General features: G+C 53.9%; 22 protein-coding genes. 9 read left to right on the forward strand and 13 right to left on the reverse strand.

Features of this window, described 5'->3' with window-relative positions:
- Nucleotides 1-46: 46 nt before the first annotated feature.
- The 3 genes from GKC68_RS01830 (at nt 47) to GKC68_RS01840 (ending at nt 2,865) form a co-directional block, all read left to right on the forward strand.
- The gene (locus tag GKC68_RS01830) at nt 47-1,390 is read left to right on the forward strand and encodes a cation:proton antiporter (protein ID WP_028724486.1); all 1,344 of its coding nucleotides are present in this window, start codon (nt 47-49) and stop codon (nt 1,388-1,390) included.
- A 30-nt stretch (nt 1,391-1,420) separates the two neighbouring features.
- Nucleotides 1,421-1,759 (forward strand): hypothetical protein, encoded by a 339-nt coding sequence (locus tag GKC68_RS01835; RefSeq protein WP_028724485.1) that lies wholly within the window; start codon nt 1,421-1,423, stop codon nt 1,757-1,759.
- A 170-nt stretch (nt 1,760-1,929) separates the two neighbouring features.
- Complete coding sequence (locus GKC68_RS01840; protein WP_028724484.1) at nt 1,930-2,865, forward strand: alpha/beta hydrolase; 936 nt, start codon at nt 1,930-1,932, stop codon at nt 2,863-2,865.
- Between the two features lie 102 nt (nt 2,866-2,967).
- Here the strand turns inward: GKC68_RS01840 and GKC68_RS01845 are convergent, their stop codons facing one another.
- From GKC68_RS01845 to GKC68_RS01875, 7 genes are all read right to left on the reverse strand, one after another.
- On the reverse strand, nt 2,968-4,047 hold the full coding sequence (locus tag GKC68_RS01845) for a porin (protein WP_033778100.1): 1,080 nt from the start codon (nt 4,045-4,047) through the stop codon (nt 2,968-2,970).
- Between the two features lie 199 nt (nt 4,048-4,246).
- A complete protein-coding gene (locus GKC68_RS01850; protein ID WP_047713851.1) occupies nt 4,247-4,993 on the reverse strand; it encodes a glycerophosphodiester phosphodiesterase family protein in 747 nt (248 codons plus the stop codon).
- A gap of 37 nt (nt 4,994-5,030) precedes the next feature.
- Nucleotides 5,031-6,134: an extracellular solute-binding protein gene (locus tag GKC68_RS01855; protein WP_014594836.1), complete on the reverse strand. Its 1,104-nt coding sequence runs from the start codon at nt 6,132-6,134 to the stop codon at nt 5,031-5,033.
- A gap of 31 nt (nt 6,135-6,165) precedes the next feature.
- Complete coding sequence (locus GKC68_RS01860) at nt 6,166-7,002, reverse strand: ABC transporter permease (RefSeq protein ID WP_342656538.1); 837 nt, start codon at nt 7,000-7,002, stop codon at nt 6,166-6,168.
- Nucleotides 7,002-7,868: an ABC transporter permease subunit gene (locus GKC68_RS01865; RefSeq protein ID WP_014594834.1), complete on the reverse strand. Its 867-nt coding sequence runs from the start codon at nt 7,866-7,868 to the stop codon at nt 7,002-7,004. Before GKC68_RS01865 ends, GKC68_RS01860 begins: the two co-directional genes overlap by 1 nt.
- Nucleotides 7,865-8,965 carry an ABC transporter ATP-binding protein gene (locus tag GKC68_RS01870; RefSeq protein ID WP_028724479.1) on the reverse strand — a complete coding sequence of 367 codons (1,101 nt, stop codon included), beginning with the start codon at nt 8,963-8,965 and terminating at the stop codon, nt 7,865-7,867. Before GKC68_RS01870 ends, GKC68_RS01865 begins: the two co-directional genes overlap by 4 nt.
- Nucleotides 8,966-9,257: 292 nt before the next feature.
- The gene (locus GKC68_RS01875; protein WP_028724478.1) at nt 9,258-10,031 is read right to left on the reverse strand and encodes an inositol monophosphatase family protein; all 774 of its coding nucleotides are present in this window, start codon (nt 10,029-10,031) and stop codon (nt 9,258-9,260) included.
- Between the two features lie 300 nt (nt 10,032-10,331).
- On the opposite strand from GKC68_RS01875, the gene GKC68_RS01880 reads away from it, so the two are divergent.
- On the forward strand, nt 10,332-11,462 hold the full coding sequence (locus GKC68_RS01880) for an ROK family transcriptional regulator (RefSeq protein ID WP_028724477.1): 1,131 nt from the start codon (nt 10,332-10,334) through the stop codon (nt 11,460-11,462).
- 59 nt (nt 11,463-11,521) lie between these two features.
- Here GKC68_RS01880 and gorA read toward each other — a convergent pair whose 3' ends face one another.
- The gene (gene gorA / locus GKC68_RS01885; RefSeq protein ID WP_252294072.1) at nt 11,522-12,874 is read right to left on the reverse strand and encodes a glutathione-disulfide reductase; all 1,353 of its coding nucleotides are present in this window, start codon (nt 12,872-12,874) and stop codon (nt 11,522-11,524) included.
- A 124-nt stretch (nt 12,875-12,998) separates the two neighbouring features.
- On the opposite strand from gorA, the gene rnz reads away from it, so the two are divergent.
- On the forward strand, nt 12,999-13,910 hold the full coding sequence (gene rnz / locus GKC68_RS01890) for a ribonuclease Z (protein ID WP_064365808.1): 912 nt from the start codon (nt 12,999-13,001) through the stop codon (nt 13,908-13,910).
- Between the two features lie 3 nt (nt 13,911-13,913).
- Here rnz and GKC68_RS01895 read toward each other — a convergent pair whose 3' ends face one another.
- Both GKC68_RS01895 and GKC68_RS01900 read right to left on the reverse strand, forming a co-directional pair.
- Nucleotides 13,914-14,729: a CPBP family intramembrane glutamic endopeptidase gene (locus GKC68_RS01895; RefSeq protein ID WP_028724474.1), complete on the reverse strand. Its 816-nt coding sequence runs from the start codon at nt 14,727-14,729 to the stop codon at nt 13,914-13,916.
- Nucleotides 14,730-14,790: 61 nt separating this feature from the next.
- Entirely contained in the window at nt 14,791-15,633 is an 843-nt protein-coding gene (locus GKC68_RS01900) for a 23S rRNA (adenine(2030)-N(6))-methyltransferase RlmJ (RefSeq protein WP_028724473.1), read from the reverse strand.
- A gap of 371 nt (nt 15,634-16,004) precedes the next feature.
- Between GKC68_RS01900 and prlC the strand changes: the two genes are divergently transcribed.
- Together prlC and rsmJ are read left to right on the forward strand one after the other, a co-directional pair.
- On the forward strand, nt 16,005-18,047 hold the full coding sequence (gene prlC / locus GKC68_RS01905; protein WP_028724472.1) for an oligopeptidase A: 2,043 nt from the start codon (nt 16,005-16,007) through the stop codon (nt 18,045-18,047).
- 7 nt (nt 18,048-18,054) lie between these two features.
- The gene (rsmJ, locus tag GKC68_RS01910; RefSeq protein WP_342656539.1) at nt 18,055-18,804 is read left to right on the forward strand and encodes a 16S rRNA (guanine(1516)-N(2))-methyltransferase RsmJ; all 750 of its coding nucleotides are present in this window, start codon (nt 18,055-18,057) and stop codon (nt 18,802-18,804) included.
- Between the two features lie 53 nt (nt 18,805-18,857).
- Here rsmJ and uspA read toward each other — a convergent pair whose 3' ends face one another.
- A complete protein-coding gene (gene uspA / locus GKC68_RS01915; protein ID WP_014604808.1) occupies nt 18,858-19,295 on the reverse strand; it encodes a universal stress protein UspA in 438 nt (145 codons plus the stop codon).
- Between the two features lie 424 nt (nt 19,296-19,719).
- On the opposite strand from uspA, the gene uspB reads away from it, so the two are divergent.
- Nucleotides 19,720-20,055, forward strand: a complete 336-nt coding sequence (uspB, locus tag GKC68_RS01920) for a universal stress protein UspB (RefSeq protein WP_014604809.1) — start codon at nt 19,720-19,722, stop codon at nt 20,053-20,055.
- A gap of 36 nt (nt 20,056-20,091) precedes the next feature.
- Here uspB and pitA read toward each other — a convergent pair whose 3' ends face one another.
- Entirely contained in the window at nt 20,092-21,594 is a 1,503-nt protein-coding gene (gene pitA / locus GKC68_RS01925) for an inorganic phosphate transporter PitA (RefSeq protein WP_141240233.1), read from the reverse strand.
- A 242-nt stretch (nt 21,595-21,836) separates the two neighbouring features.
- On the opposite strand from pitA, the gene GKC68_RS01930 reads away from it, so the two are divergent.
- Nucleotides 21,837-23,021, forward strand: a complete 1,185-nt coding sequence (locus GKC68_RS01930; RefSeq protein WP_342656540.1) for an NAD(P)/FAD-dependent oxidoreductase — start codon at nt 21,837-21,839, stop codon at nt 23,019-23,021.
- A gap of 21 nt (nt 23,022-23,042) precedes the next feature.
- Here GKC68_RS01930 and GKC68_RS01935 read toward each other — a convergent pair whose 3' ends face one another.
- Entirely contained in the window at nt 23,043-24,293 is a 1,251-nt protein-coding gene (locus GKC68_RS01935; protein WP_342656541.1) for a D-amino acid dehydrogenase, read from the reverse strand.
- Nucleotides 24,294-24,361: the final 68 nt, after the last annotated feature.

Consider the following 24,361-nt stretch of genomic DNA (forward strand, 5'->3'; position numbering starts at 1 on the left):
GCAAATGTGCCAGGCTTAGTCATAAACTCAATTAAAACGGTGCGTGATGAACTTTATTGCCTGGACAGCCGCGACGGGCTGTCTTCTGTTATTAATGTCACTGGCATCAGGGTGGATCCACCGTGGCCCGGTGACCTCTTTTGGTCTTTTCTTGTTAGCCGGGATCGCCTGTGGGCCGTGGATGTTTGATGTCATCGAGATTGATATCATTCGCCATGCGGAACTGGTTACGCACATTACCGAAATCACGATGGCTGCGTCGTTGTTTATTACGGGGCTCAAATTACGCTTGCCGCTTAAAGCGAAAAGCTGGCGAGCAGGAGGCTTGCTGGCCTTTCCGGCGATGTTGATAACGGTGGCGGCCATGACGCTGCTGTCTCATTGGCTGGTCGGGTTGTCCTGGCCCGTTGCGCTGGCGTTTGGCGCAATTGTTGCGCCAACCGACCCGGTACTGGCTAGCCTGATTTCGGTGAGCGACGCGCAGGACGATGACGCCTTGCGCGTCGCCATTTCTAGCGAGGCGGGCATGAATGATGGTTCAGCGCTGCCGTTGCTGGTACTGGCCTTGCTGCTGTTCAACGGCCAAAACCTCAGTGCAGGCATGCTGGCGCACTGGGCTGCTGTCGACGTCGTGTGGGCCATCGGCGGCGGTATCCTGCTGGGATTTGGCCTGGGCCGACTTGTTGGCTTACTGGCCACCCGGCTTCGCAATGCGCATGGGGATTGCGCCCCCAACGACTTTCTGGCGCTGGCGTTGATCGCGCTCAGCTACGCCCTGGCGGAATGGCTGGGTGCTTCAGGCTTTCTGGCCACCTTTGCCGCCGGTCTTGGGCTGCGCCGTGCTGAGCTGCGCGTCTTTAAACGTTACCAACCAGACGATATGCCGGACGACGATCGGTTACTGCCCGCAGAGGCATTGGTCAATCCCAACAAGCGCCTGCAGCAACGCAGCAGTGGCATGGTGAAATCCGTTGGTTTAGTAGTAGGCGACGCGCTTTCTTTTGGCGATACTATTGAACGTTTGCTGGCTGCCATCATGATGGTGGTACTGGGCGTAACCATGGCATACCACTGGAACATTCAGGGTATCTTGCTTGGACTGCTGCTGTTTATCGTGGTGCGCCCCCTGGCGGTGTGGTTGGTTACCCTCAGGACGGGCATGCCGCTTCCTCAGCGGTTGCTGATTGGCTGGCTGGGTATCCGCGGTATTGGGAGCCTTAACTATATTGCGTTCGCCTGGGTGCATGGCATGGGGGGCGCAGAAGCAACGATAATGGCTGATATGGCGCTGACGCTGGTGGTGTGCAGTGTCGTGGTTCACGGCATTTCGGTGACGCCGCTGCTCAACTGGCGCCAGGCCCGACTGGAGGCGAAACAACGCCAGTCATGATAGTGAATTAACTGATAACGGGAGTTGATGATGAAGATATCTCAGATACTGTTGCTGAGCATGCTGGCGTCGGGCAGCGCGCTGGCGGAAGACAATAGTGAAGAAAGCGTGTATGCAAGCCAGCTGTGTCACATTGTCAGCAGTGAAAAAAGCGTTTCGACAGCCGACCAGTATGTGGAAAAAATGAAGGCCAGCGTGGCAGGATCGCAGTCCTCCTCTGCCGTCAGCAAGCCTGAATTTGATGAAGAGCTGGCCAATGAAGTGGCCAGCGCCTGGCTGCAGCTGGGTGATGAAGAACGCGCCAAACTCCGTACCCATACCCAACAGTGTGAACAAACGGTGATGACGCAGTTTCAACAGGAAGATTAACCGCAGTTAATTCGCCAATAAACGCGCTAAAATGGCGCGTTTTTTAATGGATTTTCCCTACCGATTGCGTACATAATCGCCAGCGTCTTAACCAAATGTGCGATACATAATAAAAACGCAGCGGGCCGAAAGGGTCGGCTGACCTTTATGGCATTGATTTAACAGGCATCATGATTACGCGTCGACGCTTTATTTTCGGCACAGGAGCGCTTGCGCTTTCACTGGCTACCAGCAAACTGTTTGCCCGCGATGATATTATTCCTCTCTGGCCGGACGAACCGCCCGGCGGCGGTGGGCCGTCTGGAACATTGCGCGTGGACGCCTGGGGTTCATGGTCGAATATTGTCAGCCCGGCGATTCAACGCTTCAGGCCAGAAAATCCCAATGGCGAAGCGGTGCTGATTGCGGCCGGGGGAGGCTACCGGTGGATCGGTATGGGACGCGAAGCCTGGCCCGTCGCGCACTGGTTAAATGCTAACGGTTATACCGCCTATGTGCTCAGCTACCGCTTACCGCGCGAGAAATGGCAGGCTGGCAACCTCGCGCCCTTACAGGATGCACAGCGTGCGCTGCGCCTGATACGTGCGTTTGAACGAAAAGTGCATGTCCTGGGGTTTTCGGCTGGGGGGCATTTACTGGGCATGGCGGCGGCGCGCCCGGAATTTCAGTCATATCCGCCGGTGGACAGGTTGGATCAGGAAGTCCCTAAAGCCGACAGCGTTGGGCTGATTTACCCGGTGATTACGCTTGAAGCGCCCTATCAACATACCAACACGCACCTGATGATGGTGGGCAATGACGCCAGTCCGCAAGAAGAAGCCAACTGGTCAGTACAAAACTATGTGACGAATCTCTATCCTCCCACGTTCCTGGCGCAGGCCGGAGACGATCACACCTCAAAACCTTTTAACACCCAGCTCATGCGTGACACCTGTCGCCGCAACCGCGTACCGGTGCAGCTGATTCAGCTGTCCAGCGGGGGGCATGGTTTTGGACTCGGCAAAGCGGGTACACCTGCCGCACTGTGGGATCAGGCCTATGTTAAATGGCTGGAAAACCTCAGTCAGGGCGCATTGGCGGTCAGGCACGCCTCCGTTCTGTCCTGACGCTTCCTGCGGCAGGCATAAAAAAAGCCGGCATTTGCCGGCCTCGCTAAATGAGCGATGATCAGGATTGAAGCAACACAGGACGAAGCAGCAACAGGCGGATCAGAATTGATAGGTCAGGCCCATACCGATACTGTTTTTCGTCGTAATGCCGGTGGCGCGCGTAAAATCGTTTTCCTTCAGTAAGTTAATGCGGTAGTCCACGTAGGTCAGCATGTTCTTGTTGAAATAGTAATAGGTGCCCACCGCAATATATTTCTGCATCGTCTGGCTGCCCCCGGCAAAATTCCCCGCGCCCTGCAGGTTTTCGCCACGCTGCGTAACAAAACCGACAGAAGGACGCAAACCGTTCAGGAACTGGTATTGTGCAATCGCCTCAAAGTTATGAGTTTTGTCGGCGACCTGTGCCAGCTGTCCATAAGGCGTAACGTCATTGGCTTCGCCATACATGGCGGCCAGATAGATTTGGTTGGCGTCATATTTTGCAGAGGTTACCCAGGCGGTGGCATCGTCTCCCTGACCGTCAGCTTGCTGAGTCAGTGTCCGTTTTGCTTTCATCCCTGCCGCCGCAATGCTCAGCCCATCGGTAATGCTGTAAGTCAGACCAGCACCGTAACCGTCTCCGTTAGCCAGTTTGGCGGTTGAGCGGTCATTTTTCCCCTGATACTGCAGGGTTAACTTTAACCCGCCCCAGTCCGGAGAGTGCCAGGTCGCGAGGCCGGTTGAGCGTTTTGACAGGAAGTTATCGTTGGTGGTCATGGTGCCGGAACCGTAGATCGGTGCCATATCCGTATAGGCAGAGGCAACATACAGTACCCCAAAGCTACGGCCATAATCGAACGAGCCGAAGTCGGCGAGTTTCAGACCGGCAAACCCTAAACGTGTGGCATTACCCGTTTGCGCATCGCTACCGCCTTCACTGTGATTCAGCTGGAAATTATATTCCCATTGTCCATAACCGGTAAGCTTATCATTAATTTGCGTCTCACCTTTAAAACCCAGGCGTGCATAAGAGTTGTCGCCATCTTCTGCAGTATTATCTGAGAAAACATGGCGCGCATCGACTTTACCGTACAGGTCAAGCTTATTTCCACTTTTATTATAAATCTCGGCGGAGCATGCAGAAAATGAGACCAGAAAACACATTGCATACGGCGCGACTGTTTTTATTTTATTGTGCATATCATCTACCCTTATCAGTTAACTGAAGCATGAGGATGTTACCGCTCAGGGCGGTATTTATTTCAATATCACTTTCGTCTTATTTAATGACTAAATAATAAAATGGGCATAGCGGCCATAAAATTTATGGCCATTTTTTATAATGGCTTTCCCTGGTGTTATTCCATTCAGGCAGAGAACATCCTGATGATCTTTTTATTCAAAATGCCAGGTCGGGTATATCGCTTAATACCGTTTGTGCGCCCGCATCAATATATTTTCGGGCCAGCACCGGGTCGTTGATTGTGGCAATCGCGAATTCGATACCTGAATGGGCCAGGCGCGTCAGGTCTTCGTCCGTTGCGAAGTCACCCAGGAAATGCAGGATCTGGCAACCTGTTCTGGCGAGGAGCGCCGCCGGGTCTTTTGGCGGGACGCAAACCGCCAGCCCACGCGGTACGTCAGGCATCAGCCTGGCGGCAACCTGCAGCGAAATCTCAGAGAAGCTGCTGATAAATAACTTCTTCTCGCTCGCTGGCCACAGCGACTTCAACTGAGCGATCGCAATCTCCGCCGTTTCCACTTCCTGCCCGGAGGTGGGTTTGATTTCCAGTTGCAGCCCAATGCCTTTATCCAGCACAAAGCCCACAGTTTCAGCCAGCGTAGGCACTTTTACGCCTTTAAAGAGGTGGCCGTAACACACGCCAGCCTCCAGCGACCGGATCTCATCCAGGGTTAAATTTGCCACATAACCTTTGCCATTCGTTGTCCGGTCTACGGAATCGTCATGAATAATGACTGGGTGCATGTCTTTGGTGAGTTTGACATCCACCTCTATCCACGTCGCGCCGTGTTCAACCGCCGCCTGAAACGAAGGCAGCGTATTTTCCGGTGCCAGCAGCGGTGCTCCCCGATGGGCAATCAGGCTGGCGTTCACGACGCGTGCAGGGTGTTTTTTGGTCGACATTCTTGGCTTTACCTTCTGTTAGGGTTTTATCGCAGGTCTACTTAAGCAAAACCTGGTTAGAGAATTCGGTCCTGACTTCATCACCCAGCGGTTTAGGCATGAACTGAGTGCCATGAACGCGCTCTTTGCTGTTAATCAGCCCGGCATCACGATTCACTTCTTTGTTTTGAGGCGTAATGCCATAAACCTGCTGGAACAGCCGTTGGGTGGTGGGCAGCGTCAACCAGTGGATAAACAGCAACGCTGCCGCTTTGTGGGGCGCGTTTTTAGGTATCGCCACCATATTTCCGCCGCCGGGCATGCCGAAATCGGGGATATACAGCCGGATAGTTTTCGGGACTTCACCGTGGTTTTCTAATCCCACCAGGTAATCTTCCCAGGCGGGGACCAGCAGGAACTCACCGCTGACCAGTCGGGTGACGCTGTCGGCGTTGGAGGCCGTAATGATGTAGTTGGGGCGCTGCTGTTTGAACCAGTTCCATGCGGGCTGCAGAGCCGTCAGGCTTTTGACATCAGCGTCGCCTTTGGTGAAATCAAAACCCGGTACCAGCGTGCGCGTGACCGATTCAATAAAGGCCGGGCCGGAACCGCCGTTTTCAACGTTGAAGCCAAATTCCTGAGGATGACTTTGCAGAAAGGACGTAATCTGCGGCAGGGTTCGTGGCAACTCACTCTCTTTCAGGCGTCGCGAATCGTAGGCCAGACCGGTCTGGTTGCCCCAAAATGCCACGCCATAGCCTTTACTGTCCGTTCCCTCAATGGTGTAGTTCAGCGTTTTGCCTTCCGGCAGCAGTGTATTAAGCGGGCCAAAAAACGTTTGCTGAGGCGATACGGTACCGAATGCGCCTCCGCCAATCGAAAACACATCAATATCGCCCGTTTCCCGTCCCCGGTCAGCCATCAGTTTATTAATGTTGCCCTGTAATGTGCCTTCAGACAGGGTAACGTTAATACCGTACTGTTTTTCAAACAGGCTGACCTGCTCTTTTAAACGGTCCTGGTAATACCATTGATACCAGGTTAATTTCCCTTCTTTTTTCGCCTGTTCGACAATCTGTTCCCAGTTCATCGAGGTTAAATCCTGAGCCTGGCTACAGAAAGCCCCGGCCAGCAATAATATTGCAGCAACGAGTCTGAACATAGTTTTCCCCAATAACGCGTGTTAAAGACTGTCAGCCTTTTCCTGCAAACGAGGCGACAGGATTTTTTGTCAATAATTTTTCTGCAATCAACATCAATATGACATTTGGCACAACCAGCATTAAAGAAATAACCGCCGCATTGGGTCGAATAAAGTTATAACCCAGATAAGAATACAGAATGGTAGGGACGGTAATAAAATCGGGTGAGCCAACAATAAAACTTATAGCGAACTCTTCTATTGATAACGTAAAGACAATAATTAATGCGGCAAATATTCCCGGTCTGATGGTGGGCAGGCAGGCCACTAAAAAACGGTTGATTACCGAAGCGCCCATATCTCGTGCGGCATCGAGCGTGTCCTGACGTATCTGCGAAAATGACAGGGTCAGAATGCGCACGGCATAAGGCATCAAGATAATAATATGGCCCAACAAAATGCCACCAAACCGACTGTGAATGCCCGCCACATTGAGCAACATGGAAAAAAACAGCGCGACGACAAAGCCCGGCACGATAAGCGGCAGTAAGATCGCATTCTGTAAAAGGTGTTTGCCCGTAAACGACATTCTGCCAAACGCCCACGCGGCAGGCAGAGACAACATCAGCGTGCAAACGGAGACGGTTGCCGCCAGTAAATAGCTGTTCCTGAGCGCCTGGGGTAACGCGGTCGTGGTCCATACCTCCACCCAGCGCCCCAGTGAGAGAACCGGCGGCAGAGCATCTGGCCATGCCCACGGATGGGTTTTATCGACCAGTGACCACAGGACGGTCAACATAAAGGGAATAACCAGCCACAGCATAAACAGGGCGCTGATAAGGATCATCATGACGATTCGCAGCGGGGATAACGTCTCTCTGGCTTTCATTATCTCTGTTCTCCGGCTTGTTGTAGCCACTTCGCCAGGGTGGCAAGCACCACTGCACCGATAAAAGCCGCCAGCATCAAAATTACCGCGACAACGGCCGCAAGATTCCAGCCCTGCGCGCTGATTTCAGGGAAGCGCAGCATGTATTGCGAAAGAGAGAACACGCTGGTTGGCCCCGCAACGACCTGAAATGAAAAGTCACCCAAGGCGCCGATAAAGATCAGCACCAGCGATACCTGAACGGACTTGATAGATAAGGGCAGGATGATCTGTAACAACCGGGCAGTCTTGCCAGCGCCTAAATCCCGCGCGGCATTAAAAATTTCGTCACCAATCGCGCGCAGGCTGCCGGTAATGATAAGCAGCGCATAGGGAAGCTGTTTCCAGACCTGCAAAATAATCACGCCAATTCCCCAGCGGTCATTCTGCATTCTGATGGGGTGAGAGATGATCCCCAGCTTGAGCAAGCCCAGGTTAATAAAGCCCTGCCAGGAAATCAGGTTGATAAACAGCAGCGCAGCCACCAGCCCGTGTACCATCAGCGGGGCTTTGAGTAAGCCGCCCATCAGCATCGAGCCGGGAAAAGGTTTTCTCAGCCACAGTGCCAGCGGAAGCGCCAGGGCAACGGACAGCACTGCACTGAGCACGCCGATTCTGAGCGAATAGCCTGTTGCGCGCCACAGCTGGCTGTCATTCAGAATGGTTTGCCAGTACTGAAGCGTGAAGTGCGCCGGTGCGCCAAAATTAAACAGGCCAACGGATTGCGCCAACGCCATGATCACAATCAGCACCAGAGTGATGATGACCGGCGCGACCGCCGGCAGGACCAGCAACCAACAGAGCCTGTTCCGGTTGCGCGTTTTCATGAATAGCTTTCCCGTAAAAAGCGGATCTTGTCTGGCGCAATAGAGAAATTAACGTTGTCACCTTCGCGGATGTGGTTTTTACCGACCAACTGGATACACCACTGATATTCCGTTTCTTCATGGCCCAGTGGATGAACCTGGAGTTCAGAAAGGTTGCCCAGAAAACTCACCGCACCGATCTCAAAGGCCAGCATGTTTTTCCCGGCACTGTGTTCACTGAGTAAGGCATCCTCAGGGCGCCAGAAGGTATAAACCTTGTCTGAGACGGGCGGCACATGGCTATGGATCTCCATTTCGCCCAGTACGCACGCAATGCGATAAATACCGGTGCTGCTGTCACCATTCAGTACGCGGGCTTTCATGACGTTAGCCTGACCGACGAAACTGGCGACAAAGCGGTTTACCGGGGAATAATAGATCTCATCCGGCGTACCGGTTTGCTCAATTTTTCCGGCATTCATGACCACCACAATGTCAGACATCGACAAGGCTTCTGCACGGTCGTGGGTAACATAAATGGCGGTAAACCCATGGGAGCGCTGAAGTTGTCTGATCTCCAGTCGTACCTTGTCGCGTAATTTGGCATCCAGATTTGACAGCGGCTCATCAAACAACACGATTTCCGGACGCACGGCCAGCGCTCTGGCAAGCGCCACGCGCTGCTGCTGACCGCCGGATAACTGCGCGGGCAGTTTAGGCAAATGCGCATTCAGCGATACCTGAGCGGCGGTCTGCGCGACACGATCGTGAATGTCCGTTTTCGCCATCTTCATTTGCTTGAGGCCAAACCCGATATTTTCAGCAACGGAAAGGTGAGGAAAAAGCGCATAGGACTGAAAGCACATCGCCGTGTCGCGATGCTCAGGTTTGACATGATGCATGTCCTGCTGGTGGATCAGTACTTCGCCACTATCAAGACTGTAAAAGCCGGCAATAACTTTAAGCAGCGTGGTTTTGCCACAGCCAGATGGGCCAAGTAAGGAAACAAATTGTCCTTTTTTGGCCTGCAGTGAAATGCCGTTCAGCGCGACAAAATCGTCGAACGTCAGCATGGCATTGTGGATTTCTAGCGTGTTCACGTTGGGCTGCTCCGTCATATAATGCCAGGGACTACTTAATTAATGCGAGACGCATAATAATTTGCTGTAGTGAATTTAAGCAATTTCAGACAGGTTAAGAATTTATTAAGTTTTTAAAACCTAGATATAACAGTCAAATGGAGACTTACTTTGAAATCGTACGTTTAACGCGCTAACCATTTTAATGCGTTGTGATTAATATTTTGGGTGAAGGGCTGGATCGTTGCATCAGCAAGCGCACAGAGGGCAGGACAGCGGGTGAACGCTGTCCTGAAATGCAGTAATGAGGTAAGCCGGGGGCAATGCGTGATCAGGCGGGAGTAAAACGAGGATGAGGGATAAACTGAGCAGAAAGGCGGTTCATTTCAGCCGTACCGACACTAACATGTGTACTGCTTTTTTCCTGTGTGCCGGCAAGATGCGAATCCAGTCCCGCCGCTTTACAGAGTGCATAACCTGCAGAAACGTCCCACATGCTGCTAAAACATTCCTGATAACCGTCAACGTAACCCAGCACGCTAAAGGTTAAACCGACGGTGGCACAGCGATAGCGCACCACATTCCAGCCGTCGTCCCGATAGGCCTTTTCAATACAGAGCTGATGGGTGAAATCCCATGATGGACTGTCGCCAATCGCCACGGTTTTCAGCGCCTCGGCGACGACTGGCCGTTCAAAGGGTTCACCATTCAGATAAACCCCAGTCTCTTTGCCGCCGCTCACCATGAGGTTTAATACCGGATGGACGATCACGCCCATAACCGGCTCGCCATTCTGCACATAGCCAACAGAAATCCCCCACAATGACGAGCCGCGCAGGAAGTTACTCGTACCATCGATAGGATCAACAGACCAGTAGCTGGCGCTGAGCTCACCGCCATGCTCTTCCCCAACAACAGAATCCTGTGGAAAATGGTGTTCCAGGCGCTGCCGAATCAGATTTTCCACTTCCCGATCGGCTTCACTGAAGACATCCTGCGGCCTTTTTTCGCAGATCGCTAATTCACTCAGCTGTCTGAAATAGTCAAGAGCCAAAAGTGAAGCCTCTTGTGCGATGCGTTCAGCAACCTTTAAGCGCGTTTCCATTGTTTACCTGATGCATAAATAGAAGCGTGAGAATGAAGACAGAGCCCTACGCACAGTGAAAGCGTCCATCCGGACACAGGGCTCGCTTTTAATATAATGCTCATTGCATGATATTGAAGTGTCTCTCCATTATGTTTCACTATTATGATGTTTTTATGATCGGGAAAAGCCGGGCCGGAGAAGCTGAACATCAGCACATTTTATTAAAACGCAAAGGCAGGGGCCTTTACTATTCGTCCTGCATAAAAACATGCTAGGGTATTAACAGAACCCATTATTAAATACGGTGAGGACAACGCTGTGGTTCATGGATATTCCGCTGGTCATGAAGTCGAACTTAATCGCAGTGAAAAACTCATTCTTGAGCTTGTCCGCCGCAACGATGGCATTTCCCGCTCCTCGCTGGTTTCGCAAACCATTCTGAATCAGTCATCTGTTCACCGCATTGTTGATACGCTGACAGAAAACGGCTTTCTCAGCCTGGGGGAATCACCGTCCCAGGGAAGGGGCAAGCCCAGCCCATCGTTATCACTGAATGCGAATGCGCGTTATGGTTACGGCATCTCAATTAACTCAGACAGCGTGGCCGCCAGCCTGATTAATTTCCGGGGCGGTATTACAGAATACTGCGTACTGGATACGCATCCGCGCGATCCTGCCCGTACCTTACTCAATATCAAACATCACTATCTGGATACCTTGAAGCAATACGGTATTTCGCCGGACAAAGTCTGTGGTGTGGGATACAGCATGGCGGGCTTTCTTTATGAATCACGAAAGTATTTCAATCCACCTGAACCTTTAAAAAACTGGATGGGCATCGATCTGCGCCGTGAAATTACCATGTTATTTGATCGACCAGTATGGATTGAAAATAACGCCACAACGGCGGCGCACGCTGAGGCTTTTCTGGGTGCCGGACTGAAATACGATACCTTTGGCTATCTCTCTTTTAATTATGGTTTTGGCGGTGGCATCGTGATTAACGGTAAACCGTTTCAGGGGGCGTTTGGAAATGCGGGGGAGATCAGCCGTATTTTTACGCCGGAAGAGGGCAAGCTGCGCCCGGCTCTGGGGATCTTGATCGATCGGTTACGTCACGGTGGTATTGAAATTAAAGATATTCGCGATCTCAATCATAAATTCGATCCGGCCTGGCCGATTGCGCAACAGTGGGTAGAAGACGTCACGCCAAACCTGCATCGGGCAATGGATGCTATGAATGCGGTGATCGATCCCGGAGCCATCATATTAGGGGGCGAGATTCCCCGTAAGCTGGGCGAAATGTTTTTAGCCATGCCGCGCATCAGTTCGGGTAAACGCTGGAACATTTCTGCGGAATATCCGGATATTCTGCTGAGCGCCATTGAGGGGGACAGTTCGGCGCTGGGGGCGGCGTTGACGCCGCTGCGGGAGACCTATTTTAATTGAGGCTGCTGCCCGCAGATCACAGGATCTGCGGGCAGCGCTACGTTGTGCGCGTAGGCGAATTAACGCATCGTCACAAACTCTTCTGCTGCCGTCGGGTGAATCGCCACGGTGTTATCAAAGTCTTTCTTGGTCGCGCCCATTTTCAACGCCACCGCAAAGCCTTGCAGCATTTCGTCCATTCCGCCGCCGATGCCGTGGATACCCACAATCTTCTCCTCCGGGCCGACGCAGACTAACTTCATGCGGCACGGCTGGCGATGTTGGGTCACCGCGGTATACATTGCGGTAAAGGACGATTTGTAGACTTTTACCTGGTCATCACCGTACTGCTCGCGCGCCTGCGGTTCCGTGAGGCCCACGGTGCCGATGGGCGGATGGCTGAACACCACGGTAGGAATATTGCTGTAATCCAGGTGCTCCTCAGGTTTGTTATTAAACAACCGCTCAGACAGGCGACGACCGGCCGCCACCGCTACCGGCGTGAGCTCAACGGCGCCGGTATTATCACCAACGGCATAAACGCCTGGCACGTTGGTATTCTGGAATTTATCGACCTTGATATAGCCTTTTTCATCCAGCGCAACGCCCGCCGCCTCGATATTCAGGCTGTCGGTTTCCGGCACCCGGCCAATCGCCCAGACCAGGCAATCCACGGTGTATTCACTGCCGTTTTCCAACTGTAGCGTCAGGCTACCATCGGCATTTTTCACGACGGCTTTTGGTGTCGCCTCGGTATGCAGCGTGGGGCCTTCCGCGTTCATGACCTCAACCAGCGTGTCGGTAATCAGCGGATCAAAGCTGCGCAGCGGGGCATGTTTACGGACGAATAAATGGGTTTCCGAGCCCAGCGCATTGACCACGCCTGCCAGCTCCACCGCGATATAACCGGCACCGATCACCGCGATCCGTTTCGGCAGCGCGTCCAGTTCAAAGAAGCCGTCTGAATCAATACCGTATTCCGCTCCGGGGATAGAGGGATGGCTCGGACGCCCCCCGGTGGCGATCAAAATATGATCCGCCGTAATGGTTTCGCCATTGACTTCAACGGTATGCGCATCAATAAAACGGGCAAAGCCGGTGATAACATCGACCTTATTTTTCCCCAGAACATTGTCGTATGATTGGTGAATACGGTCGATGTAGGCGCTGCGGTTTTTAACCAGCGTGCCCCAGTCGAAGCGGTTTACCGTGGTATCAAAACCATAATCAGGCCCGTAAAGATGAATGGCCTCGGCGATTTGCGCGGCATGCCACATGACTTTTTTCGGCACACAGCCTACGTTGACGCAGGTTCCGCCCAGCGCTTTGGCTTCTATCAGGGCACACTTCTGGCCATAGCTTGCTGCACGGTTGATCGAAGCAATACCGCCGCTGCCGCCGCCAATGGCGAGATAGTCATAATGTCGGGTCATTGAAGTATCATCCGGTTACATGGAAAGTGATATAGAGTGTAACGCCGCAGGGCACGGTGTCGCAAAAATTGCGCCTATGATTGTAACAGGCCATATTTTTCCACTACTTACAGAGAAGCATAGCATGCACCTGACTTTTCTTGGCACGGGCGGTGGCGCGCCCAGTTTGCAGCGTAACGTCACCGCCATTGCTTTCACCCGGGCAAGCAGTGGCGACACCTGGCTGTTTGACTGTGGTGAAGGCACTCAGCTTCAGTTTATGCGATCCGATCTTAAACCCGGCAAGCTCGATAAAATCTTTATTACCCATTTGCACGGTGACCATATTTTTGGCCTGCCGGGCCTGCTCACCAGCCGTTCAATGGCCGGGCTGACCACGCCGATGACGGTTTATGGCCCAAAAGGACTGAAAGCCTTTGTCGATACCGCACTTTCCCTGTCCGGCTCCTACACCGACTATCCGCTTGAGGTGATCGAGATTGTGGCGGGCGAGGTGCTGGATGACGGCGAGTTTCGTGTCACGGCATGGCCGATGAATCACACTATTGACTGCTTTGGCTATCGTATTGAACAGCAAGACAAGCCCGGCTTTCTGGATGCTGCACGTCTCAAAGCGGAAGGTGTGCCCCGTGGCCCGTGGTATCAACAGCTGAAGCAGGGAGAAAGTATTACGCTGGAAGATGGACGTATCATTGATGGCGCGGCGTATTTGGGGCCGTCCACTAAAGGAAAAACCCTGGCGATTTTTGGCGATACGGCACCTACTGAGGTGGCGTTACAGCTGGCGGCTAATGTGGACGTGATGGTGCACGAAACCACGCTGGAGGATGCGCTGGCGGAAAAAGCCAACGGGCGCGGTCACTCAACTACCGTGCAGGCCGCAACAGTAGCAAAGCAGGCCGGTGCAAAACGGATGATCGCCACGCATTTTAGCTCACGCTATCTCGCCAGAGACATGACGCGTTTGCTGGCAGAGTGCCAGGCCATTTTCCCCGAAACCGAGATGGCGTATGACCTGGCCGTCTTTACGCTGTAACGACTAATGCATCAGTGCCGGGTAGGTAAACAACAACAGATGAACCATGTTGAGTGCAAAATGGCAGGCTGTTGCCAGCCAGAGTCGGCCGCTCCAGTGCCAGACCAGGCCATAAATTAGTCCGGCCAGCCCGGCAAATATCATCAGCAGTACGCCGCCGGACGCATGCGCCACGCCAAACAGCAAGGCGGTGGCCACCAGGGCGATTGTGCCGCCCCATTTCTGGCGCAGCCGCTGCTGTAGATAGCCACGAAAAAAAGCTTCTTCTGCCAGCGAGACAAAAAACAGATTGGCCAGTGCGAACGCGCCCAGCCAGTCAGGCAGGTGTGGCTCAAACGCCAGGCCACCCAGCCCTACCGCGCTGACTAACAGCAGCGGAATCGCCGCCACGGGTACCAGCCATAACAGAGGCGTGCGCGGTGGGTGCGCCTCGGCTTTGAACAGCGTCGGCATACAGGCCAGCAACAGGAAGGGAATCAGGGCTTTGTCAAAATTAAACGAAAAAGAGAAGGGCAGGCTGCGTGCGCCTACCTGAACGGCATCGATTTGACGCGGATTGTTAAAGCCGGGAATAAGATGCAGCAGCAGCGCAGCGGCCATCACGACCAGGAGCACCTCGCTGATGCCCTGCCACATGCGACTGCGGCGATCGTAAATACGAAACGCGACCAGCGCTGCAACCGCAGCGAAAACGAGGGTAACGGGCCACTCCAGAACGTTCTGGTACACACCCAGAGCCGTTGCCAGTGCCAGCAGTAACAGAGAGAGGCGTTTCGCCGGTTGCAGAGCCGCCAGGGCGCCTGCCAGAATAATCCACATAAAAATGACCTGCGATATCACGCCGCCGGATCTGAACCGGCGGCGCTAAACGGGAAAGGCGTTATTCAGGAACGATCTGGTTTACGCTGAAATGACCTGTACCTGCCGGTACCAGTTTCTGATGTAACCACGGCAGCAGCGTATTCATCTGGTCGGCCAGCTTCCAGGGGGGATTAATTACAATCATGCCAGAGGCGGTCATACCGCGCTGATCGCTGTCAGGACGCACGGCCAGTTCAATTTGCAGGATATTTCGAATGCCGGTCGCCTGCAGATCGCGCAGCATATGCTTGATTTGCTGACGCATGACAACCGGATACCACAGGGCATAAATCCCGGTGCCAAAGCGCTTGTGGCCTTCCTGAATGCCTTTGACGACCGCCTGGTAATCACTCTTCATTTCATAAGGCGGATCGATCAGCACCAGCCCACGACGCGAAAGCGGGGGCAGCTTTGATTTTAACTGCTGATAGCCATCGGCCTTTTCAACGCGCGCGCGGCTGTCTTTACTGAACTCAGTGCGCAGCATAGGAAAATCGCTGGAATGCAGCTCGGTCAGTTGAATCTTATCTTCCGGGCGAAGTAAGTGGCGGGCGATCAGTGGGGAGCCTGGATAGTAGCGCAGCGTTCCACTGCGGTTCAGGGCATGAATCGCATCAAAGTAGGGTTGCAGCAGTGCGGGCGCATCCGGCTGCTGCCAGATGCGTCCAATGCCTTCCAGATATTCGCCGGTACGCTCTGCATGCTCGCCGCTCAGTTGATAACGTCCTGCGCCTGCATGTGTATCAAGATAGAAAAACGGTTTTTCTTTCTCTTTCAGGGCGGTGATGATGAGGCTTTGTACGGTGTGCTTAAGCACATCGGCATGGTTGCCGGCGTGAAAACTGTGGCGATAACTCAGCATAAAAAAGGGGATTTCCGCGGTTGAAGCTAAAAATAGTGATATTGGCCCGATTATACCGACAGACGGGAATAATTGCTGGCATTTCGCGCATTCGTCGCCCGTAAAGCGGGTTTTCCCTGTTCAGACCGCTTTACACTTTGCATAGCAATCTGCCACAGGCTGTTAACCTCCGTTACGTATTCAGCGACAGGAAAGTGATAGCCTGTTTTGTCGTCAGCTATGATTGATCTCATTGTCTTCAGGATCACTATTCGCACCATTGTTGAAATCACCGCTGGTCGCGCCATTGATTTTCGTGATATCCGACCGCATGTTAATTAAATTGCGTCGCGCGAGCCGTCGCGCCCCACACATTGTTAAAGGACTGCGCTATGACCAATCCGTTACTCACCTCGTTCACACTTCCCCCGTTTTCAGCGATTAAGCCTGAACATGTGGTGCCCGCCGTAACCGACGTTTTGAATGAATGCCGCGCAATGGTGGAAAAAGTGGTGGCGCAAGGCGCACCTTACACCTGGGATAATCTGGTTCAGCCGCTGGCAGAAACCGATGACCGCCTGAGCCGTATCTTTTCACCGGTCAGCCATCTCAACTCGGTTAAAAACAGTCCGGAACTGCGCGAAGCCTACGAACAAACGCTCCCACTGCTGTCTGAATACAGTACCTGGGTGGGCCAGCATGAAGGACTTTATCAGGCCTACCGCGACCTGAAAGAAGGCCGTCATTATGCTTCGCTGGATCAGGCAAAGCAGAAAGCGGTCGATAACGCACTGCGTGATTTTGAGCTTTCCGGTATCGGTCTGGAAAAAGACAAGCAGCAGCGTTACGGCGAAATTGCCGCGCGTCTTTCCGAGCTGGGCTCGGCCTACAGTAACAACGTGCTTGATGCCACGATGGGCTGGAGCAAGCTGATTACGGACGAAAGCGAGCTGGCGGGCATGCCGGAAAGCGCGCTGGCCGCAGCGAAAGCCCAGGCGGACGCCAAAGGGCAGGAAGGCTGGTTACTGACGCTGGATATCCCCAGCTATCTGCCGGTCATGACCTATTGCGATAATGCCGCGCTGCGTGAAGAGATGTACCGCGCCTATTCGACCCGCGCCTCTGATCAAGGCCCTAACGCGGGTAAATGGGATAACGGTCCGATTATGGCGGAAGAGCTGGCGCTGCGGCACGAGCTGGCGCAACTGCTGGGCTTCGACTCCTTCGCGGATAAATCCCTGGCCACCAAGATGGCACAGAGCCCGTCACAGGTGATCGATTTCCTGAACGATCTGGCCGATCGCGCCCGTCCACAGGGTGAGAAAGAGCTGGCGCAGCTGCGTGCTTTCGCGAAGAAAGAGTACGGCGTGGAAACCATGAACCCATGGGATCTCACCTATTACGGCGAAAAGCAGAAGCAGCATCTTTATACCATCAGCGATGAGCAGCTGCGCCCTTACTTCCCGGAGTCGCGTGCAGTGTCCGGCCTGTTTGAAGTGGTGAAGCGCATTTACGGCATTACCGCGAAAGAGCGCACGGACGTCGATGTTTACCATCCGGATGTGCGTTTCTTCGATCTGTTCGATGAAAGCGGCGAGCTGCGCGGCAGTTTCTATCTCGATCTCTATGCTCGCGAGCACAAACGCGGCGGCGCTTGGATGGACGACTGCGTGGGGCAAATGCGTAAAGCGGACGGAAGCCTGCAAAAACCGGTGGCTTACCTCACCTGTAACTTCAACCGTCCGGTAAGCGGCAAGCCTGCGCTGTTTACGCATGACGAAGTGATAACCCTGTTCCACGAGTTCGGTCACGGCCTGCACCATATGCTGACGCGCATCGAGGCGGCGGGCGTGTCCGGCATCAATGGCGTGCCATGGGACGCCGTGGAACTGCCTAGCCAGTTCATGGAGAACTGGTGCTGGGAGCCGGAAGCACTGGCGTTTATTTCGGGGCACTACGAAACCGGTGAGCCACTGCCTAAAGAACTGTTGGATAAAATGCTGGCGGCGAAAAATTACCAGGCGGCGCTGTTTATCCTGCGCCAGCTGGAGTTCGGCCTGTTCGACTTCCGCCTGCATACCGAATTCAATCCGGAAAAAGGTGCACAGATTCTCGAAACCCTGCGCGAAGTGAAAAGCAAAGTCGCCGTGGTCCCCAGCCCGGAGTGGGGACGTTTCCCTCATGCCTTCAGCCATATTTTTGCAGGTGGCTATGCAGCGGGCTATTACAGCTATCTGTGGGCCGATGTGCTGGCAGCAGATGCCTATTCGCGCTTTGAAGAAGAGGGAATTTTCAACCGGGAAACCGGGCAGTCCTTCCTCGACAATATTCTGACGCGCGGCGGGTCAGAAGAACCTATGGAGCTGTTTAAACGCTTCCGCGGCCGAGAACCACAGCTGGATGCCATGCTGGAACACTACGGTATTCAGGGATAAGCCGTACGTGAAAATCTGTTTGCTTGATGAGACAGGCGCCGGTGACGGCGCCTTACCTGTTTTAGCCGCACGCTGGCAACTGACGCACTGTGATGATGCCGCGCTGGTGCTGGTGAAAACCGCCACACATCTTGAACTGCGCAAACGGGATGAGCCCAAACTGGGGGGGATCTTTGTAGATTTCGCCTCCGGTGCCCTGGCACATCGACGTCGTTTTGGCGGTGGCCGCGGTGAAGCTGTCGCGAAAGCGGTGGGAATAAAAGGGACCTACCTGCCCGATGTGGTGGACGCCACCGCCGGATTAGGACGGGATGCTTTTGTGCTGGCCGCGCTGGGCTGTCGGGTAAGGATGCTTGAGCGTCATCCGGTAGTGGCCGCACTGCTGGAAGACGGGCTAACGCGTGGCTATGAAGATGCAGAAATTGGCGGCTGGCTGCGCGAACGCCTGACGTTGATTCATGCTTCCAGTATTCAGGCTCTGACCGATATTACCCCGCAGCCGGACGTGGTGTATCTCGATCCTATGTATCCCCATCGGCAAAAAAGCGCCATGGTAAAAAAAGAGATGCGGGTCTTTCAGTCGCTGGTGGGGGCGGATGAAGATGCCGACGCACTGCTGGCACCGGCTCGCCGTCTGGCTAAGAAGCGTATTGTGGTGAAGCGTCCCGACTACGCGCCACCGCTGGCCGGTGTTGCCACGCAGTCTGCGGTGGTCACCAAAAGCCACCGCTTCGATATCTATCCGCCTCTGTCTTAATCGTTGTTTTAAGCCGGTCGGCACCTCAGTCGCACCGGCTTAGCGCGAGCGAATCATTCATCTTCTTCGTCACGCAGCGGCACAATCAGCATGTCGATGTGCACGGTATTGATCAACTGACGGGCAGACGACATCAGCTTGCTCCAGAAATCCTGATGATGACCGCACACCACCATGTCCACATCGTATTTCTTAATCGCATCCACCAGCACCTGCCCCAGGTCGCCACTGCCGCTCAGGGTTTCGGTGATAGGGTAGCCCGCGGCATCGGACAGGCTTTTTAACGCCAGATGCGTTTCCTCAGAAATACGCTTTTGCATATCTCCGAGGTTGACATCAATCAGACCGGTGTAGAGATCCGAGTAATTAACATCGACATGAATCAGCGAGATTTTTGCGTCGTAAGGGCGCGCGAGTGAGACAGCTTTATCCACTAACAACTGGCTTTCTGGCGAAAGATCGACTGCAATCAGGATATGTTTATAAGCCATGATATAACTCCTTCCACGAGATTCAGAATGGCAGCGATTTCCAGACGCGTCACAGTTGCGAAATCCATTGCGCGAACGGGCGATGAGCGCCACCGAGATGATTAATGTAAAGCACAGGCGATAATGTTGTTATACCTGAAAGTATAGTCCTGTGTGTTAACAAATGCTTCTGAAGCCGCCTGGGTTGTGAATAAGATCAATGATGAACGATTTTTACTCGTATAAAACGAAAATCCTCGCTGGTAAAAAATTGAACATTTCTCCTAAACTGAAAAAAGCAGCCTGCATCACACGGTTGCTACTTTTCTGGTGATTCAATAATAAAACTACAAATCGCTTTACGGGGCTGTTGGCTAATTCTGTAGGGACTGTTCGACATGGTGCGCGCTCAGCACCCTGCTGCGGTGCCGGTGAGGAGGATGACATGATCAGCACTATCGCGCTTTTTTGGGCTCTTTGTGTGGTATGTATTGTGAATATGGCGCGCTATTTCTCATCGCTGCGTGCGCTGTTGGTGGTTCTGCGTGGCTGTGATCCGCTGCTCTATCAGTATGTTGATGGCGCGGGGTTTTTCACATCCCATGGTCAGCCCGGCAAGCAGGTGCGGCTGGTGCGTTACATCTGGGCAAGGCGCTATCTTGATCATCATGACGACGAATTCATTCGCCGGTGTGAGCGGGTGAGAGGTCTCTTTATCTTAACCAGTTCACTGTGTGGATTGGTGATTATCAGCCTGATTGCGCTGGCCATCTGGCATTAAAAAGGGCGACCGAAGTCGCCCTGGTATGCTACCGAATTAAATGAGTTTCAGCGCTATCCAGTAGAGCGAACCCGATAACAAAATACAGACCGGCAGGGTAAATACCCACGCCATGGCGATGTTTTTGATGGTTTTGCTCTGCAAGCCGCCGCCGTCAACCAGCATGGTGCCGGCAACGGAAGAAGAGAGGATATGCGTGGTGGAGACCGGCATTCCGGTGTAGCTGGCAATGCCTATCGACACGGCTGCCGTCACCTGCGCAGACATGCCCTGCGCATAGGTCATGCCCTTCTTACCAATTTTCTCACCGATGGTGGTGGCCACGCGACGCCAGCCGATCATGGTGCCGACGCCTAATGCCAGCGCAACCGCCATGATGATCCATACCGGCGCGTACTCAATGGTGTTCAACAGATCGCCTTTGAGCTTGCCCAGGAAACGTTTATCGTCCGGAGAGGTTTCCGGCAGCTTCGCCGCTTTATCGGCGGTGTCAGAAATACACAGCAGCAGGCGACGCATCTGACTACGCTGCTCAACGGACAGGTCGTTGTAGCTTTGCAGGTTGTTCAGCAGCAACTGAGCACGTTGCACGGCCTGCAGCGCACGTGCACTGTCGCAATGAAACTCTGTCGATGATACCGGCGCCACTTCTTCCGGGGTGGGCAGCTTAGGCGGCGCCATCTCGATGATGTGGTTTAGTGAGGCCTGGTGCTGTTGATAATACTGCTCAAGATGATTGACCGCATCCCGTGTACGCGTAATGTCGTAACCCGATGCGTTCATATTTACCACGAAGCCGGCTGGCGCAACGCCAATCAGAACCAGCATGATCAGGCCAATGCCTTTCTGCCCGTCGTTCGCACCGTGTGAATAGCTGACACCAATGGCGGAGATAATCAGTGCCGTGCGCGTCCAGAAAGGCGGTTTTTTCTTGCCATCAATCTTCTCGCGATCGGCGGGCGTCATATGAATACGCGCACGCTTTTTGGTATTACTCCAGTAACGGCGGAGAACAAAGATCAGGCTGCCCGCAATCACCAGTCCGACAATAGGGGAAAGAATCAGAGACAGAAAAATATTCAGCACTTTCGGGATATTAAGCGCATCAACGACCGATGTACCGCTCATCAACGCGTTCGTCAGGCCAATGCCGATAATGGCGCCGATTAAGGTGTGGGAACTGGACGCGGGCAGGCCCAAATACCAGGTACCCAGGTTCCAGATAATCGCCGCCAGCAACATGGAAAAGACCATGGCGAGACCGTGGGCCGATCCGACATTCAGCAGCAGATCGGTAGGCAGCATATGCACGATAGCGTAAGCCACGCTTAATCCGCCGAGCAATACACCAAAGAAGTTGAAGACGCCTGCCATTAAAACGGCAAGCTGCGCCCGCATGGCACGGGTATAGATGACCGTTGCAACCGCGTTGGCCGTATCATGAAAGCCGTTAATTGCTTCGTAAAACAATACAAACAGCAGAGCAAGTATCAGTAACAGGCCGGTGCTAAGATCTAGACCAGCAAACAGATGTAGCATAGACGTTACGCCATTTTTGGAGGACATGAACGCGGCGCATTATCCGCGACAACATGCTGTCTGGGAAAGGAAAATATAGTCATGATTTGGACTAAAAGTGTCAATTTACCCGGTAAAAAGATATAAAAGCTATAAAAATTAGCTGGTTACATTGTGACATATTTACGGCAAAATTTTGACACTGGCATCCACAGGAGCAGATCACTACAATCTGCCCCTCTCTTACCAGGTGGGCAAAAGCAGTGGAACAGTTTGACGTTATCGTAATTGGGGCAGGCGCTGCCGGGCTTTTTTGTGCTGCACAGGCCGGACAGCGTGGTCGCCGGGTGTTACTGCTGGATAACGGCAAGAAGCCGGGACGCAAGATTTTGATGTCTGGCGGTGGGCGCTGCAATTTTACCAATCTCTACACCGAACCGGCCGCCTACCTGTCGAATAATCCTCACTTTTGTAAGTCGGCCCTTGCGCGTTATACCCAATGGGATTTTATCGATCTGGTGAATCGCCACGGTATCGCCTGGCATGAGAAAACCCTGGGGCAGCTGTTTTGCGATGATTCTGCCCAGCAGGTAGTCGATTTATTAATGGCTGAATGTGACAAAGGTGGCGTCACCGTTCGGCTGCGTAGCGAAATACTGAGCGTAATCCGGAATGACGCGGGCTACAGCCTGCAGCTCAACGGCAGCGCGGTTCAGGCTGAGAAGCTGGTCATTGCCAGTGGCGGTCTTTCCATGCCGGGCCTGGGTGCATCACCGTTTGGCTATAAAATCGCTGAGCAGTTTGGGCTGAAGGTACTGTCCACGCGCGCGGCACTGGTGCCCTTTACCTTACATAAACCACTCCTGGAACAGTTGCAGACGCTGTCAGGCGTTGCGCTGGATACGACCATTGCGGCAAAGGACGGCACCCTGTTCAAAGAGGCGATGTTGTTCACCCACCGCGGCCTGTCCGGCCCGGCAGTGTTGCAGATTTCCAGCTACTGGCAGCCGGGCGACTACCTCACTGTAGACCTCTCTCCGGCTACCCGTCTTGAGGATTTCCTGACGATTCAACGTGAGGCGCATCCGAATCTGAGCCTGAAAAACAGCCTGGCGAAAATCCTGCCCAAGCGCCTGGTGGAGGTCCTGCAGGATATGAACGTCGTGCCGGATGTGACGCTGAAGCAACTTAACCGCAAGCAGCAAACAGAGCTGGTGCAGACGCTGCACGGCTGGCAGGTTCAGCCTAACGGCACCGAAGGTTATCGCACCGCCGAAGTCACCCTCGGTGGCGTTGATACTACCCAACTGTCGTCGAAGACGATGGAAGCGCGGGACGTACCGGGCCTGTATTTTATCGGTGAGGTGGTGGACGTGACCGGCTGGCTCGGCGGCTATAATTTCCAGTGGGCCTGGAGTTCGGCCTGGGCCTGCGCCCAGGCGCTGTAAGGTCGCCATCTCGCCCTGCACTCAGGCATAACGCGAAACCGCATAGTCCGCATGGGCAATCTCGGGCGGTTTGCCTGAAATCACATCACTCAACAGCTGGCCGGAGCCGCAGGCCATCGTCCAGCCCAGCGTACCGTGGCCGGTATTCAGCCACAGGTTGCTGAAATGTGTATGGCCGACGATGGGCGTGCCGTCAGGCGTCATGGGACGTAATCCGGTCCAGAAGGTTGCCTGCTCAACGCGACCGCCACGGGGATAAAGGTCGTTCACTACCATCTCAAGTGTTTGCCGTCTGGCAGGCAGCAGGGTGTTGCTGTATCCCACAATTTCCGCCATACCGCCCACGCGAATGCGATCATCAAAGCGCGTAATGGCAATTTTATAGGTTTCATCCAGCACTGTGGACACCGGCGCGGCGGACGCATCGGCAATGGGGATCGTCAGCGAGTAGCCTTTGAGTGGGTAAACCGGAACGGACATGAGTGGCCGGAGTAATGGCGTGGAGTATGAACCCAGCGCCATGACGTATCCGTCCGCTGTCAGCGTTTCGCTGCCACAGGCCATACCGCTGATCTTGTCTCCCTGTGTCAGCAGCGCATCCACGGTTGTGTTAAAGCGAAAGTCGACGCCCGCCTCGCGCGCCAATGCCGCAAGCCGCTGGGTAAACAGCTGGCAATCGCCGGTTTCGTCATTAGGCAGTCGCAGCCCGCCGGTCAGCTTATGCTTAACCGCCGCCAGCGCCGGTTCAACCTCGGCCAGCTGTGAGGCTTCCAGCAGTTGATAAGGAACGCCGGCGTCCTGCAACACGGCGATATCGCGTGCCGCATTGTCAAACTGTTGAGCGGTGCGAAACAGCTGCAGCGTGCCGCCCTGACGCCCTTCATATTCAATGCCCGTGCTGGCCCGCAGTGCTCTGATGCAGTCCCGGCTGTACTCTGCCAGCCTGACCATTCTGGCCTTATTTTCGGCGTAACTCTGCGGATTGCAGTTTTTCAGCATTTGCATCATCCAGGCAAGCTGAAAACGTGAGCCATCCGGGCGCACGGAAAGGGGAGCATGACGCTGTACCATCCATTTCACCGCCTTTAAGGGAACGCCCGGCGCGGCCCAGGGCGCGGCATAGCCTGGAGAAATTTGCCCGGCATTGGCCGCGCTGGTGCCTAATGCCGGACCGGCTTCTTTATCAACCACCGTCACCTGATGTCCGGCTTTCTGCAGATACCAGGCGGTTGTTACGCCCACAACACCACTGCCGAGTACAATAATTTTCATGTTGATCGTTATCCTGCATGCGTTAGCGCTCAATGGCGCAGGTGTTGCCTGGGCCATCGGTTCTCGTT

It is taken from the genome of Pantoea sp. RSPAM1, from assembly GCF_038816185.1.
GTDB lineage: Bacteria > Pseudomonadota > Gammaproteobacteria > Enterobacterales > Enterobacteriaceae > Pantoea > Pantoea ananatis.

Coding starts and splice junctions, on each gene's coding strand:
- GKC68_RS01830 (WP_028724486.1), top strand. CDS start 47: ATGAACTTTATTGCCTGGACAGCCGCGACGGGCTGTCTTCTGTTATTA.
- GKC68_RS01835 (WP_028724485.1), top strand. CDS start 1,421: ATGAAGATATCTCAGATACTGTTGCTGAGCATGCTGGCGTCGGGCAGC.
- GKC68_RS01840 (WP_028724484.1), top strand. CDS start 1,930: ATGATTACGCGTCGACGCTTTATTTTCGGCACAGGAGCGCTTGCGCTT.
- GKC68_RS01845 (WP_033778100.1), bottom strand. CDS start 4,047: ATGCACAATAAAATAAAAACAGTCGCGCCGTATGCAATGTGTTTTCTG.
- GKC68_RS01850 (WP_047713851.1), bottom strand. CDS start 4,993: ATGTCGACCAAAAAACACCCTGCACGCGTCGTGAACGCCAGCCTGATT.
- GKC68_RS01855 (WP_014594836.1), bottom strand. CDS start 6,134: ATGTTCAGACTCGTTGCTGCAATATTATTGCTGGCCGGGGCTTTCTGT.
- GKC68_RS01860 (WP_342656538.1), bottom strand. CDS start 7,002: ATGAAAGCCAGAGAGACGTTATCCCCGCTGCGAATCGTCATGATGATC.
- GKC68_RS01865 (WP_014594834.1), bottom strand. CDS start 7,868: ATGAAAACGCGCAACCGGAACAGGCTCTGTTGGTTGCTGGTCCTGCCG.
- GKC68_RS01870 (WP_028724479.1), bottom strand. CDS start 8,965: ATGACGGAGCAGCCCAACGTGAACACGCTAGAAATCCACAATGCCATG.
- GKC68_RS01875 (WP_028724478.1), bottom strand. CDS start 10,031: ATGGAAACGCGCTTAAAGGTTGCTGAACGCATCGCACAAGAGGCTTCA.
- gorA (WP_252294072.1), bottom strand. CDS start 12,874: ATGACCCGACATTATGACTATCTCGCCATTGGCGGCGGCAGCGGCGGT.
- rnz (WP_064365808.1), top strand. CDS start 12,999: ATGCACCTGACTTTTCTTGGCACGGGCGGTGGCGCGCCCAGTTTGCAG.
- GKC68_RS01895 (WP_028724474.1), bottom strand. CDS start 14,729: ATGTGGATTATTCTGGCAGGCGCCCTGGCGGCTCTGCAACCGGCGAAA.
- GKC68_RS01900 (WP_028724473.1), bottom strand. CDS start 15,633: ATGCTGAGTTATCGCCACAGTTTTCACGCCGGCAACCATGCCGATGTG.
- prlC (WP_028724472.1), top strand. CDS start 16,005: ATGACCAATCCGTTACTCACCTCGTTCACACTTCCCCCGTTTTCAGCG.
- uspA (WP_014604808.1), bottom strand. CDS start 19,295: ATGGCTTATAAACATATCCTGATTGCAGTCGATCTTTCGCCAGAAAGC.
- uspB (WP_014604809.1), top strand. CDS start 19,720: ATGATCAGCACTATCGCGCTTTTTTGGGCTCTTTGTGTGGTATGTATT.
- pitA (WP_141240233.1), bottom strand. CDS start 21,594: ATGCTACATCTGTTTGCTGGTCTAGATCTTAGCACCGGCCTGTTACTG.
- GKC68_RS01935 (WP_342656541.1), bottom strand. CDS start 24,293: ATGAAAATTATTGTACTCGGCAGTGGTGTTGTGGGCGTAACAACCGCC.